This is a genomic window from Microbacterium sp. Au-Mic1 (genome assembly GCF_021341785.1).
In the GTDB taxonomy this organism is placed as follows: domain Bacteria; phylum Actinomycetota; class Actinomycetes; order Actinomycetales; family Microbacteriaceae; genus Microbacterium.
The window spans coordinates 17,031-30,598 of record NZ_JAJTTF010000009.1 but is presented as its reverse complement, the minus strand read 5'-3'; the positions used below and the strand labels follow the sequence as shown (position 1 = coordinate 30,598).

Annotated in this window: 15 protein-coding genes; 8 read left to right on the top strand and 7 right to left on the bottom strand. The window is 69.0% G+C overall.

Annotated features, from left to right (window positions below; all coding sequences use genetic code 11):
• Nucleotides 1-167: 167 nt before the first annotated feature.
• The 4 genes from LXM50_RS13120 to LXM50_RS13105 all read left to right on the top strand — a co-directional run bounded on the left by LXM50_RS13120 (nucleotide 168) and on the right by LXM50_RS13105 (nucleotide 3,614).
• Nucleotides 168-1,694: an RHS repeat-associated core domain-containing protein gene (locus LXM50_RS13120; protein WP_233311780.1), complete on the top strand. Its 1,527-nt coding sequence runs from the start codon at nucleotides 168-170 to the stop codon at nucleotides 1,692-1,694.
• Nucleotides 1,691-2,044, top strand: a complete 354-nt coding sequence (locus LXM50_RS13115; RefSeq protein ID WP_233311779.1) for an Imm8 family immunity protein — start codon at nucleotides 1,691-1,693, stop codon at nucleotides 2,042-2,044. Before LXM50_RS13120 ends, LXM50_RS13115 begins: the two co-directional genes overlap by 4 nt.
• Before the next feature lie 396 nt (nucleotides 2,045-2,440).
• Nucleotides 2,441-3,019 carry a hypothetical protein gene (locus LXM50_RS13110; RefSeq protein WP_233311778.1) on the top strand — a complete coding sequence of 193 codons (579 nt, stop codon included), beginning with the start codon at nucleotides 2,441-2,443 and terminating at the stop codon, nucleotides 3,017-3,019.
• 46 nt (nucleotides 3,020-3,065) lie between these two features.
• Nucleotides 3,066-3,614 carry a YcxB family protein gene (locus tag LXM50_RS13105; protein ID WP_233311777.1) on the top strand — a complete coding sequence of 183 codons (549 nt, stop codon included), beginning with the start codon at nucleotides 3,066-3,068 and terminating at the stop codon, nucleotides 3,612-3,614.
• Nucleotides 3,615-3,780: 166 nt separating this feature from the next.
• Here LXM50_RS13105 and LXM50_RS13100 read toward each other — a convergent pair whose 3' ends face one another.
• Nucleotides 3,781-4,773, bottom strand: a complete 993-nt coding sequence (locus tag LXM50_RS13100) for a Cof-type HAD-IIB family hydrolase (protein WP_233311776.1) — start codon at nucleotides 4,771-4,773, stop codon at nucleotides 3,781-3,783.
• Entirely contained in the window at nucleotides 4,773-5,618 is an 846-nt protein-coding gene (locus LXM50_RS13095) for an exodeoxyribonuclease III (protein WP_233311775.1), read from the bottom strand. The genes LXM50_RS13100 and LXM50_RS13095 overlap by 1 nt, the downstream gene beginning before the upstream one ends.
• A gap of 216 nt (nucleotides 5,619-5,834) precedes the next feature.
• Between LXM50_RS13095 and LXM50_RS13090 the strand changes: the two genes are divergently transcribed.
• Nucleotides 5,835-6,362, top strand: a complete 528-nt coding sequence (locus LXM50_RS13090; RefSeq protein ID WP_233311774.1) for a DUF6611 family protein — start codon at nucleotides 5,835-5,837, stop codon at nucleotides 6,360-6,362.
• An 89-nt stretch (nucleotides 6,363-6,451) separates the two neighbouring features.
• On the opposite strand, the gene LXM50_RS13085 is transcribed toward LXM50_RS13090, so the two are convergent.
• From LXM50_RS13085 to LXM50_RS13075, 3 genes are all read right to left on the bottom strand, one after another.
• Nucleotides 6,452-8,641: a malate synthase G gene (locus tag LXM50_RS13085; RefSeq protein WP_233311773.1), complete on the bottom strand. Its 2,190-nt coding sequence runs from the start codon at nucleotides 8,639-8,641 to the stop codon at nucleotides 6,452-6,454.
• Nucleotides 8,638-9,069: a heme-binding protein gene (locus LXM50_RS13080; RefSeq protein ID WP_233311772.1), complete on the bottom strand. Its 432-nt coding sequence runs from the start codon at nucleotides 9,067-9,069 to the stop codon at nucleotides 8,638-8,640. The genes LXM50_RS13085 and LXM50_RS13080 overlap by 4 nt, the downstream gene beginning before the upstream one ends.
• Before the next feature lie 126 nt (nucleotides 9,070-9,195).
• Complete coding sequence (locus LXM50_RS13075) at nucleotides 9,196-9,738, bottom strand: YbhB/YbcL family Raf kinase inhibitor-like protein (protein ID WP_233311771.1); 543 nt, start codon at nucleotides 9,736-9,738, stop codon at nucleotides 9,196-9,198.
• Between the two features lie 221 nt (nucleotides 9,739-9,959).
• Here LXM50_RS13075 and pyrE point away from each other — a divergent pair, with 221 nt between their 5' ends.
• The 3 genes from pyrE (at nucleotide 9,960) to LXM50_RS13060 (ending at nucleotide 12,833) form a co-directional block, all read left to right on the top strand.
• Nucleotides 9,960-10,535: an orotate phosphoribosyltransferase gene (gene pyrE / locus LXM50_RS13070; protein WP_233311770.1), complete on the top strand. Its 576-nt coding sequence runs from the start codon at nucleotides 9,960-9,962 to the stop codon at nucleotides 10,533-10,535.
• A 133-nt stretch (nucleotides 10,536-10,668) separates the two neighbouring features.
• Entirely contained in the window at nucleotides 10,669-11,592 is a 924-nt protein-coding gene (locus tag LXM50_RS13065) for an ROK family protein (protein WP_233311769.1), read from the top strand.
• Nucleotides 11,593-11,594: 2 nt separating this feature from the next.
• On the top strand, nucleotides 11,595-12,833 hold the full coding sequence (locus LXM50_RS13060; RefSeq protein ID WP_233311768.1) for an anhydro-N-acetylmuramic acid kinase: 1,239 nt from the start codon (nucleotides 11,595-11,597) through the stop codon (nucleotides 12,831-12,833).
• Between the two features lie 3 nt (nucleotides 12,834-12,836).
• Here LXM50_RS13060 and LXM50_RS13055 read toward each other — a convergent pair whose 3' ends face one another.
• Nucleotides 12,837-12,998 (bottom strand): hypothetical protein, encoded by a 162-nt coding sequence (locus LXM50_RS13055; RefSeq protein ID WP_233311767.1) that lies wholly within the window; start codon nucleotides 12,996-12,998, stop codon nucleotides 12,837-12,839.
• Nucleotides 12,995-13,567, bottom strand: coding sequence for a YdeI family protein (locus LXM50_RS13050; RefSeq protein ID WP_233311766.1), 573 nt, complete (start codon nucleotides 13,565-13,567; stop codon nucleotides 12,995-12,997). Before LXM50_RS13050 ends, LXM50_RS13055 begins: the two co-directional genes overlap by 4 nt.
• Between the last annotated feature and the right edge of the window lies 1 nt (nucleotide 13,568).

Below are 13,568 nucleotides of genomic sequence, written 5' to 3'. Positions count from 1 at the left end.
CGTATTCGGAGTCGTTCACGGTGGACCCGGTGACGGGGAATCGCACGGCGGGGTCGTTCAAGCCGGGTACAACGGCGTCGGTGCAGTCTTCGACGTTGTCGTATCCGGCGGCGGGGCAGCCGCGCCCGCATGGGGTGACTCAGGTGCAGACGGTGACGGGGTCGCAGGTGAGCACGGCATCATACGGATATGACGCGTCGGGTTCGACGACCACGTACGCCGGGACGACGGTCGCGTATGACGAGTCGGGTCGCCTCAAGCAGATCGGCACCGGCACCACGGCCGAGAAGAGCATCTACACCGCGGACGGGCAACTCCTGCTCCGGTTCGGGGGCCTGGACGGAGCGTCCCTGTTCCTGGGAGACACGATCCTGCGCAACAAGGCCGGTGTGACGACCGGAGTGCGGTCCTACATGGTCGCCGGGATCGGGTTCGCGGAACGCGTCTCCGGCGCTGGTGGTGGTTTGTGGTGGTCGTCACCGGACATGGTCGGCACGGTCGGGATGCAGATCAGCGCTGCCGGTGCCGGGACGGTGACCCGCCGGTGGATGGACCCGTTCGGTCAAGCCCGCGGCGCGGGCGGGGCGTGGTCGTCTCTGCTCGGCTATCTGAACAAGCCGGCGTCATCCACGGGGATCACTCAGTTGGGGGCTCGTGCGTATGACGCGGGCTTGGGCCGGTTCCTGACCGTGGATCCGATCCTGGACACGGGTGAGCCGCGGCACGCGAACGGGTACGTGTACTCGTTCAACAGTCCCGTGTCGTACTCCGACGCCGACGGACTGCGCCCCCTGGGGGCGGGGGACTACGGCGACCCAACGGTGAGTGGCCCGCCGAGGTACACGGGTGTCGCCTCGTCGCCGTCTGGTAGTGGGGGAGGGACGCCGCCAGCCGCCGGCAACGGTGGTGACGACGGTGGTGGTGGTTCGCCGAAGCCGAAGCAGGAAGCCACATGGTGGAACACCACCAGCGACACCGGGTGCCTTGTCGCGGGTCGAATCGGCGGCCGTTGTACCGTCGATACAAACGTGACCTTCGAGCGTGTGGCAATTACGATCGCAGCAGTAGGAATTGGGCTGATCGCAGGCACATTGATTGTCGGCTGTGTAGTCGCGACTGTTGGAGTCTGTGCTGGGTTCGGCGTAGCCGCCGCCATCGCGGCGTCCGGTGCGGCAGGGGGCACGGCGAGTACCCTCGCGTACCTCGCCACTACTGGACCGAAGACCGCAGAAGGAGCAAACGGCGCGTTCTACGAGGGAGCGGGCCTCAGCATGCTTGGTGGCGCGATCGGCATGGTGGGCAAGGCTCCGGCCTCGCTCCTCGCGAACGCGGGCAAGACTGCTCAAACCGGAACCAAACCCGCGCCCGCAGTCCAGTCAGTAGAGCAGGCCGCAGCAGCGGATGCGAGTGCTGTCAGGGGGATTCTTCGCAACGCGGCAAATGGGGAAGGAAATTTCGGTCTTGGTTCGGGCACGGCTGCTCAAGCTGAGAACGCAGGACTGGCTTGGGTTGGAGATGGATATAGGGTGGCCAGCGACGGGAAAACTGTCGTCAGTTCTGACGGCCTGCGGCAATGGCGTCCTCCGAGCTACAAGCCCAAGCTGGACACGTGGCAGTCCAACTTCGAGTCTCGGCCCGTTCCCAGCGGACGGTGGCAGAGCAATGGGCACCTGGATATTACGGATTTGCAATGAAAGCAATCGTTCACTCAATCGGCAGTGCGGACGTAGATGTAGCGTCATACGTTTCTCAAAACCCTGAATGCGACGGAATCTGGCTTCGACTTGTTGTTGGGCCGGAGGGGGGTTCTGGGGAAGAGTCATTCGATGTTCTGGTTTGCACGCCGCTTTGGCTGCGGCGTGTTGTCGAGAAGGAAGGTCCGCAAGTTGGTCGTCATCGTTTGATTGTTGATCCGCTCGACCTCGCGGTCGCATCCCAATTCCTAAAGAGTCATTTTGAGGCGATCGAAGATGACGACTGGAGCGCACTGTGTGAGAGGTTCGGTCGTATTGGATACTGGGAGTTCGAGGATTATCGAAAATAGTTTGGGGGTCATCTTGCGGAACGGGTAAGGTGCCTATTTCTGTCGAATTGTTCGTGCACGATCGCGGTCGAGCATGAAAGGCACCGAACTGATTGTGAGATTGAGGCGGAGGTGCTTGCGCTCGATTCCATGGAAAGGCTCTATGCATACTCTGGCGTTGTCGGGGACGCAGGAGAGCTTCGTTAGATCCTGGATCACGCGTTGATCGCCGTGCGGGCGCGGGGCATAAGAAATGGCAAAGGGCCGGTCGAGGCCCGTGGTCTCCGATACGAGGCAAGTGGCCCTTTCGGGCAATTATGAATACAAGTCATTTGGTGCCCATGGTGAGAGTTTCTTGGCGTTTCCTCGCCTGAGTGTCCACCAATCTCCATGTGATGAATAGGAAACGAATCGACGATGACGGATTTCGAGCCCGAGAAGGGCGTGACGTTCACGGACGTGCTGTTCCGGGGTGGATGGAAAGGGAAAGAGAAGAAGATCATCCTTACCCTTGCATTGTGCGCGATCGTCGGTGTCGGGTCGGTGGTCGGATCGCAGATGCTGTTGACCCAGGCGGACCAGTCGGTGTCTGCGGCGCAGGGCCACGAGTATGTGGGTAGCGGCTATCGTGTGCTGTTCCCGGGGGAGCCGACGGTGTCGTCACGGACCGTTCCAGGAACGTCAGCGATGGCGACGATGGAGCAGTGGAGCAACAAGCAGAAGCTGTATCAAGTGATCGATCTGCCAGACGTCAACGAATTGGGGACGCTGCAGGGGATGTTGCAGGGCAGCGTGGCGGCGTCGGGGGCCGCCGTGGTCGAGTCTCATCCCGTGAAGATTTCGGGGGGCACCGCGTTGGCGGCTCATCTGAGAGCAAGCTCGTCGGACATGTGGGTAATGGCGGTGATCGCCGATGACCGCAGTCATGCACTGTCCGTGTTGCAGAGTGGAGAGCAGCGGGATGACGCGTTCTTCGACTCGCTGAAGCTGCGCTAGTGGGTGCGGAGCGGGCTGGGCCACCAGAGCGGGAGACAGAGGGGACATGGACCACAAGGGCGAGCTCGACGATGCGGAATACTCCGGGGCGCATGCCGGAGTCGTCATCGACGCAGACATCCAAGAGCACCTCGTCGCGGATCTGCGGCACAAGCTGACCGAGGATGCGAAACCGGCCATGGTCTTGTTCGGCGCGGTGGGATTCGTATCGCTGCTCGCTCTGATCGGGCTCTATCGCGATCTCATCGGGGCGGGAACGTTTTGGCTGGTTCTCTTGTCGCTCTTGATGGGCGTATTGATCCCGATCCGGATCGTCATCCAGCTTCGGAACGTGCCGAGGAAGGCCGTGTCGACCTCGTACCCGATTGGCTCACGAGTGGATGCGGGAACGGACAACGGCTATGTGTGGCATTCCGCGGCGCTCGGCAGCGCTCGAACAATGCTCAGCGTCTACGACAAGGTGCGTGTGACTGCGGATAGCGTGATGTTGAAGCACGCTTCCTCGCCCACGACGATCATCCTGCCGCGAGCGGCGTTCACGGAAGAGGACATCCGTACTCTCGAGGAGCACTTCGCCCCAAAGAACCGGAGCTGAACGCCATGCCGGCTCCGGGTGCGCAGGGACCCTCCAGGTCGAGGGGCTCCTCGGTGATCGGATCGCGACGGGACAGCGCCCTTGATGCGGCGGTCTGGTTTGCCGCCGGTCGATCATCATCCGAGAAGTTGAGCTGAATCCAGGCGGACCGTCGACTCGTCGTCGTTCAACCCGCGAGCACCCGCTCCAGCACGACCGCCACGCCGTCCTCGGCGTTCGAGGCCGTGACCTCGTCGGCGGCGGCGAGTGCTTCGGGCTCGGCGTTCGCCATCGCGATGCCGTGCCCGGCCCAGCGCAGCATCTCGACGTCGTTGAGCGCGTCGCCGAAGGCGAGCACCTCGGAGCGATCGATGCCGAGCGCGGCGCACAGCAGCGCGAGCCCAGTGGCCTTGGTGACGCCCTCCGCCATGACCTCGACGAAGGGCGCGCCCGACAGGGTGGCCTCGAAGCCGGTGTGATCAAGGTTGCGAAGTGCAGCGAAGATCTCGCCCGGGGAGATCGTGGCGTGCCGGATCACGAGCTTCAGACTCGGAGCCGCCAGCACGTCGGCGAGAGGTACGGCGCCCATCGTGCGGGGATCCCGCTTGTGGTCGCTGAGCGTCGCCACGGCGGCGTACCCCTCCTGGGCGACGAACACCTCTCCGGCCTCGCGCACGCTCGCGAACAGCAGCCCGTCGATCTCGGCGCCCAGCTCGCGAGCGATGCGTTGCTGCACCGGCACCGCGATCTCCGACGCGAACAACTGCTCGTGGGTGCCGAGGTGGATGCCGTAGGCACCGTTGCCGCACAGCGCCCATCCGTCGAACCCGGCCTCCTCGGCGACCGCGCGCAGACCGATCGGCTGTCGCGCCGTCACGGGCACCACCACGATCCCCGCGGCGCGCGCGGCATCGAGCGCTGCTCGGGTGCGTGCGCTGACCTGGCCCGCGGGATCCAGCAGGGTGCCGTCGAGGTCCGTCGCGATCAGGCGGATCCCGGATCCGGTTGTCGGACGCGTTTCGTCTCGGTCGCCTTCGGCGTTCTCGCTCAACGGCCCAGAGCGGAGGGCGCCTTCCGCCGGTCCCTGAGCCTGTCGAAGGGCGCTCAACGGCCCCGAGGGGAGGGCGTCCTCGCGGGGCGACGCGGGAGCCGCATCAGCCGGATCCGCGACGGTGCTCATCAGGCGAAGATCATGGGCATGTCGTCGTCCTCCTCGGCGGCGCCGAGCTCGAGGTCGACGACCACCGGCACGTGATCGCTGGGCTGCTCGCCCTTGCGCTCGTTGCGGTGGATCGAGGCGCCCTTCACGGCGTCGCCGAAGGCCTCGGATCCGAGCACGAAGTCGATCCGGATGCCCTCGTTGCGAGGGAACTTCAGGCGCTGGTAGTCCCAGTAGGTGTACCCCTCGGGCAGCAGCGGGCGCACGACGTCGTGCACGCCCGCCGACTCCAGAGCGAAGAACGCCGCGCGTTCCTCAGGGGAGACGTGAGTGGACCTGCCGACGACGATGTCCGGATCCCCGTTGTCGTGGTCGAACGGGATGATGTTGAAGTCGCCGACGAGGGCGAGCGGCAGGCCGGGCGTCGCGGCGAGCTCGGCCGCGGTCGCGGTGCGCAGGGCATCGAGCCAGTGCAGCTTGTAGGCGAGGTGCGGGTCGTCGAGCGAGCGGCCGTTGGGCACGTACAGGCTCCACACGCGCACGCCGTTGACGATCGCGCCGATCGCCCGCGCCTCCTGAGGCGCATCGGGGCCCTCGTGGCCCTTGGCGAACCCGGGCATGCCATCGAACGCGGTGCGCACATCGCTCATCGGCTCGCGGCTCGCGATCGCGACGCCGTTCCACTGATTCAGGCCGTGCACCTCGACGTGGTAGCCGGCCTCCTCGAACGGCGCATACGGGAACTGCTCCGGCTTGCACTTGATCTCCTGCATCGCGAGCACGTCGATGTCCTCGCGCACGGCGAACTCGACGGTGCGGGCGACGCGGGTGCGGATGGAGTTGACGTTCCAGGTGGCCAGGCGCATGGAACCAGCCTACGGGCGGGCGGCGACATCGCCGTTTCGCGGCGACGCAGGTTCGAGGAGCATTGTTTGCTGCGTTCCGACGGGTCTGAGAGCAGATTTTGCTCCTCGAAACGTTCTGAAGCCCCACCGTGCGGGAAGCGCAGAGATCCGGCCCGCTCCCGTTTGCATTCCGTAGGAAACGGCTCCCGGCTGCGACCGGCGTCGCAGGGTGGAGTCATGGTCATCGAACAGCGGTTCACGCCCTCGCGGCACGGGCACACGGCCGGCACGGCACGGCGCGCCCGGCCATCCTGGGGCTACCTGTCGCGCGCGGTCAGCCGATACGGCGTCGTGTCGAGCGAGCTCGTCATCTACTCGCCGGACGCCCCGGAGCGCGATCGGCGCTGGGCCGAGGCCTCCCGGACCTACGGCGCGGTCGCTGCCGGCGGGGCGCTGCTCGCCTGGATCGGGTTCGCGGCGGCCGGCGTCTCGCCGATGGCCGCCATCCTGGCGATCGCGGCGGTCGCGGTCGTCGTCGGCCTGCTGCTCGCCCGCCGCACTCGCGCTGTCAGGCGGGGCGCGGCGCGGGTCTCCGCCTGCGGCTCAGCCCTGCTCGCCTACGGACCGGACCACGACGCCCGGCGCCGGCTGGATGCGCTCGCCGACGCGATGCTGGGTGCGAGCCTCGCCTACCGGTCCGGTGCGCTGGACGAGGAGGGTTTCGACCGCGTCTGGCGTGCCGTCTACACGCACGCTCGTTCCTGACCGGCCGGCTGCCGCCGTTCAAAGCGCGCAAATGGCTGCATCCAGACCGTGGATGCAGCCATTTGCGCTCTTCGAAACGAAGAAGCGGATCAGACCTGGGCGACCCGGGCGGCCTGCTCGGCCTTCTTCTCGCGGCGCAGGCCGTGCAGCAGCGGCTCGGTGTAGCCGCTGGGCTGCGCGGCGCCCTCGGTGATCAGACGACGGGCCGCGGTGTACGCGATGCCGGGCTCGGAGCCCTCGGCGAACGCGAGCGGCTCGTAATTCTCATCGCCGGCGTTCTGCGCGTCCACGACCACGGCGAGGCGGCGCAGGCTGTCGTCGACCTGTTCCTCGCTGATCACGCCGTGCTGCAGCCAGTTCGCGAGCAGCTGGCTCGAGATGCGCAGCGTGGCGCGGTCCTCCATGAGGCCGACGTCGTGGATGTCCGGCACCTTGGAGACGCCGATGCCCTGGTCGATCCAGCGCACCACGTATCCGAGGATCGATTGCACGTTGTTGTCGACCTCGGTCGCGACGATCTCGGGGGTGAGATCGCCCTCGGCGGCGAGCGGCGGCACGAGCAGGCGGTCCAGCGCCTCGGCGGACACCTGGGGCAGTGCCGCGCGCGCGGCGAACGCGTCGACCTGGTGGTAGTGCAGGGCGTGCAGCGTTGCGGCCGTAGGCGACGGCACCCAGGCGGTCGAGGCGCCGGAGAGCGGGTGCGCGATCTTCTTCTGCAGCATGTCGTGCATGAGATCGGGCTCGGCCCACATGCCCTTGCCGATCTGGGCGTGCCCGGTCAGGCCGCTCGCGACGCCGATCGCGACGTTGCGGTCCTCGTAGGCCTGCATGAACGGCTGCGCCTTGATCCCGGCCTTCGGCAGGAAAGGGCCGGCGTGCAGGGACGTGTGGATCTCGTCGCCGGTGCGGTCCAGGAATCCGGTGTTGATGAACACGACGCGGTCGCTCGCGGCGGCGATCGACGCGGCGAGGTTCGCCGACGTGCGCCGCTCCTCGTCCATGATGCCGACCTTCATGGTGCGGGCGGGCAGTCCCAGCAGCGTCTCGACGCGGCCGAACAGCTCCGCCGCGAAGGCGACCTCCTCGGGGCCGTGCATCTTCGGCTTCACGATGTACATGGATCCGGTGCGCGAGTTGGTGCCCTTGTTCGCACCCTCGAGCTCGGGAAGGGATCCGAGTGCGGTCATGATCGCGTCGACGATGCCCTCGAAGACCTCGTCGCCGTTGCGGTCGAGCACGGCGGGCGTGCGCATCAGGTGACCCACGTTGCGGACGAACAGCACGGCGCGGCCGGGCAGAGTCACCTCGCCGCCGTCGGCGGTGCGGTACACGCGGTCCGCCGCGAGGGAGCGGGTGAACGTCTTGCCGCCCTTGGTCACGGTCTCGGTGAGCGTGCCGTCCATGAAGCCGCGCCAGTTGCGGTAGCCGAGCGCCTTGTCGTCACCGTCGACGGCGGCGACCGAGTCCTCCAGGTCGAGGATCGCGGTGAGCGCCGACTCCAGGATGATGTCCTGCACGCCGGCGGCGTCGGTGCGGCCGATGGGGCCGGAGCGGTCGACGAGGATCTCGGCGTGCAGGCCGTTCTGCACCAGCAGCACCGTGTCGGGGGCGTCGGCCTCGCCGGTGTATCCGACGAAGCGGTCCGGATCCGTGAGGCGGCGATCGCCGGTCGCAGTCACCACGACGAGTCCGTCGGCGTCGACGCGGTAGGCGGTGGCGTCCCTGTGCGAGCCCTCGGCCAGCGGGGCGATCTCGTCGAGCAGCTCGCGACCGAAGGAGACCACCGCCGCCGCGCGGGCGGGGTTGAACTCCTTGCCCGGGGCGAGCTCGCCAGTGCGCTCGATCGCGTCGGTGCCGTACAGCGCGTCGTACAGCGAGCCCCAGCGGGCGTTGGCGGCGTTCAGGGCGAAGCGGGCGTTCAGCAGCGGGACGACGAGCTGCGCGCCCGCCATCGTGGCGATCTCGGGGTCGACGTTCTCCGTGGTGACGGTGACCTGCTCGGGGACCGGGACGAGGTAGCCGATCTCGGTGAGGAAGGCACGGTAGGCGGCCGGATCCGGCTGACCCGGGTTCTGCCGGTGGTACTCGTCGATCTGCCGCTGCAGCTCGTCGCGCCGGGCGAGCAGCGCGGCGTTGCGCGGCACCAGGTCGTGGACGATCTCGCTCACGCCCGCCCAGAACGCCGTGGCGTCGCGACCGGAATCGGCAAGCGACGCTTCAGCGAACTCGACGATCGGCGCGGCGACCGACAGGTCTGCGCGGGAGAGGTACGAGGTCATAGTTCCATTCCTTCTGTGCGGGCGCCGAGGCGCTTGAGGGTTTCCAGTGCGATCTCCGCGTCGAGCGCGGGCGGACCACCGGCGATGCCGAGTCCGCCGACGTGGAGCTCGCCGAAGAAGATCGGCACGCCCCCGTCGATCGTGGTCATGGTGCCGCCCGTGCCGAGGGGCAGCGTCGCAGAGAGGGCCTCGGCGATCTGTCCGGTGCGGCGGCGGATCGAGGCGCTGCTCTTCGCCTTGCGCTGCGAGGTGTCGGCGCTGTGCGGGGTGGAGCCGTCGGCCATGCCGTACGCGATGAGGGTCATCGACGGATCCGCGACGGCGGCCACGGTGGGCAGGCCGCGCTCGGCGCCGATCTCCAGGGCGAGCGCCACGGCGCGCGCGGCCGTCTCGTACGTGATCGTGACGGTCTGTCGGTGTGTGGACATCGGCGTCTCCTCGGCGTGATTTATCTCGATGTCGAGATTACCTTCGCGGCGAGATTACCACAATGTGAAGCTTAAGTTCCACATCTCGAAATACCCAGGTGAAAATTGGTATCCCATCTGGGGTGTTCAGTGCTCCGAGGGGTCCGCCGTCCCGACCAGGATCCCCCGCGCCAGCACGTGGAAGTGCCGATTGAACCCGAGGTAGGCGGGCGTCTCGTCGCCGTCCAGATCGATCTCCTCGATGTCCAGCGCGTCGACCGTGATGACGTAGCGGTGCGCGCCCGTGCCGGCGGGCGGTGCGGCGCCGATGTAGCGCTGCAGGCGCGCCTCGTTCGGCAGGGTGATCGCCTGCGCGGGAAGGGATCCGGGCTCGCCGTCGCCGGCGCCCGCGGGGAGAGAACGCACGTCGACCGGGATGTTCGCGACCGCCCAGTGCCAGAAGCCGGATCCGGTCGGGGCATCGGGGTCGTAGATCGAGAGGGCGAAGCTCTTCGTGCCGGCCGGCGGCTCGCCCCACACCAGGCCGGGGGAGCGGTCGTCCCCGCCGCGGGACTCGGACCAGGCCCAGACCGGCAACGGCCCGTCCGCGTCGAAGTCGGGGCTGCTCAACTCCAGCGGAGGCACCGGCTTGAGCCGGGCGAGAGCGGCGTAGGTGTCGACGTCGAGCATGCGGACCTCCATCCACGGGCGCCGCGGCATCGGTCGCCGGCGACGCGGGTGCCCTCATCCTTTCACCGCCCGGAGTCGGGGCCAAGATCGCGAGCCACCCCGTTCCGCGCGAGCCACCCCCTTCCGCGCGAGCCACCCCCTTCCACACCGGGCGCAAGGCGGTGGCTCGGGTGCAGAGGGGTGGCTCGGCACAGTGAGGGGCACGATCGTAGACTTGAGTCGTGACGCTCAGCACCCCCGAACTCGAAGCCGACCGCCAGGCTCTCATCGCTCTGATCAAGGATGAGGCGGTGTTCCACGGAGACTTCACTCTGGCCAGCGGCAAGCAGGCCACCTACTACGTCGACATGCGTCGCCTCACGCTCGACCACCGCGCAGCGCCCGCGATCGGCCGCATCGTCCTCGACCTCATGCAGGGTCTCGACGGCATCGCCGCCGTCGGGGGCCTCACTCTGGGCGCCGACCCGATCGCCAATGCGGTGATGCACGAGTCGGTGCGTGCCGGATCCCCGGTCGACGCCTTCGTGGTGCGCAAGGAGCCCAAGGACCACGGCCGCGGCCGCCAGATCGAGGGCGCGGATGTCACGGGCAAGCGCGTCGTGGTGGTCGAGGACACGTCGACCACGGGCGGTTCCCCGCTCAAGGCCGTCGAGGTGCTGCGTGCCGCGGGCGCCGAGCCGGTCGCCGTGATCTCGATCGTCGACCGCAAGACCGGCGCGCAGGCCGCGATCGAGGCCGCCGGTCTGCAGTGGCTCGCCGCGATCGACCTCGACGACCTCGGGCTCGACCCGCAGTGACCGACGCCGCGACCTCGGCCGCGGCTCTCCGCGACGTCTGCACGACGTTGCGACGTCTGCATGATCGGATCCCCGATTCCATCCTGCATCCGTCCCTGGATCGTGCATCCGTCCCCGACATCAGGAGCATCGCATGACCGGATCCGGATCCGCAGACCCCCGGGTCGCGCTCGCCGTCGACGTGGGCGGGACCAAGCTCGAGGCTGCCCTGGTGCGCGCCGACGGGACCGTCGTCGACGGCACGCGCAGCCGCCGCCCGACCGGACCCGATGCGACGTCCGACTCGCTGCGTGCCGCGATCGACGCGGTCGTCGCGCACGCTCTCGCCAGTCGCGGATCCGAGGACGAGCTGGTCGGCGCCGGCATCGGCAGTGCCGGCCCCGTGGATCGCGTGCAGGGCACGATCGTTCCCGTGAACATGCCCGCCGCGCACGGCTTCGGGCTGCGCGACGCCGTGCGGACCGCTGCCGAGGCGGTGCACGGCGCTCCGGTCGAGACCGTGCTCGCCCATGACGGCGGCTGCCTCGCGCTCGCCGAGTCCCGCTACGGCGCCGCGCGCGGAGCGGTCGCATCGCTCTCGATCGTGGTGTCGACCGGCGTCGGCGGAGGGTTCGTCGTGGACGGCCGCTACCTGCCCGGCTCGTCCGGGAACGCCGGCCATCTCGGCCAGGTGCACGCGACACCCGAGCTCACGGTCGAGCAGGTCGCCTCCGGCCCCGCGAGCGTGGCCTGGGCCCGCACGCAGGGATGGACGGGGCAGCAGGGCGAGGACCTGGCCCGCGATGCGAAGGCGGGCGATGCCATCGCACGTGCCGCCATCGAACGCTCCGCCCGCACGGTGGGCATGGCGCTCGCCGACGCCTCGACGCTCGTGGATCTGGAGGTCGTCGCGATCGGCGGTGGCTTCTCCCGCGTCGCCGACGACTACATCGACCTCGTCCAGGCGGCGCTCACCGCGAGCGCGCAGCACGACTACTCCCGCCGCACGCGTGTCGTGCGCTCCGGGCTCGGCGACGAGGGGCCGCTCATCGGCGCCGCGGCGCTCGTGCTGCCGTAGTCATGCGGATCCTGGGCCTGCAGTCCGGCACGTCGCACGACGGGATCGACGTGGCCGTCGTGGAGTTCCGCTTCGACGGCGGTGACGACTCGCGCGGCGTCGCACCGGACGAGTCCGCCGCGCCCGGCGTCGCGTTGCGCGGCACGTTGCGCGGCACCGTGCTGCACACGGCCGAGACCCCGTACGCGCCTGAGCTGCGCGCCCGCCTCGTCGCCGCGCTGCCTCCCGCCGCCACGACCCTGGCCGAGGTGTGCGAGCTGGACACCCTGATCGGGCAGGCGTTCGCAGAGGCCGCGGCGCAGGCCGCGGATGCGGTGGGTGGTGTGGATGCCGTGTGCTCGCACGGCCAGACCGTGTTCCACTGGATCGACGGGGAGGGGCGCGCCCGCGGCACGCTCCAGCTCGGCCAGCCGGCGTGGATCGCCGAGCGCACCGGCGCTCCCGTCGTCTCCGACGTGCGGATCCGCGACATCGCCGCCGGAGGGCAGGGCGCTCCGCTCGTGTCGCTCCTCGACGACCTCCTGCTGCGGGACGCGCTGAACTCCGCGCTGCCCGGCGGCACTGCCGCCGCGCTCAACCTGGGCGGCATCGCGAACGCGACCGTGGTCGGATCCGGCCCGGTGCTCGGCTACGACATCGGTCCGGCGAACGCGCTCATCGACGCGGTGGTCCAGGACCGCGGCCTCGACCCGCGCGGCTACGACGCCGGTGGCCGGATCGCCGCAGCGGGACGTGTCGACGAGGGGCTCCTCGCCGCGCTCCTGGACGATCCGTACTACGCCTTGCCCGCACCCAAGAGCACGGGCAAGGAGCACTTCCACCTGGGGTACGTGCAGGAGCACCTGGCAGCTCTGGGGCGCGTGATCGCCGACGCCGACCTCGTGCGCACGCTCACCGAGCTCACGGTGCGCACGGTCGCCCGCGACATCGCCGCGCGGGGCGTCGCCTTCCTCGCCGTGTCGGGCGGCGGAGCGCACAACCCCGTCGTCATGGACGGCCTGCGCGCCGCGCTCCACGACGTCGAGGTCGTCTCCGCCGACGCGCTGGGCGCCCCGGCCGATGCCAAGGAGGCGATCCTCTTCGCACTCATCGGCTGGTGCACCCTGCACGGCGTCCCCGCCGTGCTCCCGGGCGCGACCGGAGCCCGTGCCCCACGGATCCTCGGCACGATCACGCCCGGATCCGGTCCGCTCCGTCTGCCGGAGCCGGTCGCGGGGATCGCGTCGCTCACCCTCGACTGACCGTCAGCCGCGGCGCTCGTCGTCCTCGTCCCAGGGACCCTCCCACCACGCGCCACGGTCGCGGGCGGATCCGCCGCGGCGGTTGCGCACGAACTGCACGATCCACGCGGTCAGCGTACCGAGCGCGATGACGGCGGCGACCCAGATGATCGGATTCGACGTCATGGCCGCTTCCCCTCCGCCGCGTCGGCCACGATCTTCGCGATCCGCGCAGCCCGGGTCTCGGTCCGCTTCGCCATCGCGATCTGCGTCAGGCCGACCTTCTTCGCCGATGGCGGGAAGGCGTCCCACCCCGCGCGTCCGGAGGGTGACGCGTCGAGCGCGGCGGTGAGATCGTCCGGCTCGATGCCGGCTTCGGGGCCGTCCAGCACGGTCCAGGCGCCGTTGGCCTTGGCGACCTCGATGGCGCGCAGGCCCGCCTCCTCGAGCAGCCCTGCCTCCTCGAGCAGTGCGATCCGTGCCTTGTTCGTCGCGGCCCAGCCGCTGGACGCCCGGCGCGGCGCGAACCACAGCCCGCCGATCCGCTCGTCGAAGCTCCGCACCGGCCCATCGATCCACCCGAAGCAGAGCGCCTGCAGGATCGCCTCCTCATAGCCGACGTGCACGTCGTCGTTGCCCGGACGCGGTCGTACCAGCCACGCACCGGTCGCGGTGGCGTGGTTGTCGGCGAGCCAGGCCCGCCAGGTCGCCGCATCGGCAGCGGTCACCCGCACGCCTTCGTCGAGTGCGCCCATG

Excerpts from the sequence above, each read along its gene's own strand:
- LXM50_RS13075 (WP_233311771.1), bottom strand. The coding sequence starts at position 9,738 with ATGCTCGACGTCGACACCTACGCCGCTCTCGCCCGGCTCAAGCCGGTG.
- LXM50_RS13080 (WP_233311772.1), bottom strand. The coding sequence starts at position 9,069 with ATGTCCACACACCGACAGACCGTCACGATCACGTACGAGACGGCCGCG.
- LXM50_RS13095 (WP_233311775.1), bottom strand. The coding sequence starts at position 5,618 with ATGCGCCTGGCCACCTGGAACGTCAACTCCATCCGCACCCGCGTCGCC.
- LXM50_RS13065 (WP_233311769.1), top strand. The coding sequence starts at position 10,669 with ATGACCGGATCCGGATCCGCAGACCCCCGGGTCGCGCTCGCCGTCGAC.
- LXM50_RS13105 (WP_233311777.1), top strand. The coding sequence starts at position 3,066 with ATGGACCACAAGGGCGAGCTCGACGATGCGGAATACTCCGGGGCGCAT.
- LXM50_RS13085 (WP_233311773.1), bottom strand. The coding sequence starts at position 8,641 with ATGACCTCGTACCTCTCCCGCGCAGACCTGTCGGTCGCCGCGCCGATC.
- LXM50_RS13055 (WP_233311767.1), bottom strand. The coding sequence starts at position 12,998 with ATGACGTCGAATCCGATCATCTGGGTCGCCGCCGTCATCGCGCTCGGT.
- LXM50_RS13050 (WP_233311766.1), bottom strand. The coding sequence starts at position 13,567 with ATGGGCGCACTCGACGAAGGCGTGCGGGTGACCGCTGCCGATGCGGCG.
- LXM50_RS13060 (WP_233311768.1), top strand. The coding sequence starts at position 11,595 with ATGCGGATCCTGGGCCTGCAGTCCGGCACGTCGCACGACGGGATCGAC.
- LXM50_RS13100 (WP_233311776.1), bottom strand. The coding sequence starts at position 4,773 with ATGAGCACCGTCGCGGATCCGGCTGATGCGGCTCCCGCGTCGCCCCGC.
- LXM50_RS13115 (WP_233311779.1), top strand. The coding sequence starts at position 1,691 with ATGAAAGCAATCGTTCACTCAATCGGCAGTGCGGACGTAGATGTAGCG.
- LXM50_RS13090 (WP_233311774.1), top strand. The coding sequence starts at position 5,835 with ATGGTCATCGAACAGCGGTTCACGCCCTCGCGGCACGGGCACACGGCC.
- LXM50_RS13110 (WP_233311778.1), top strand. The coding sequence starts at position 2,441 with ATGACGGATTTCGAGCCCGAGAAGGGCGTGACGTTCACGGACGTGCTG.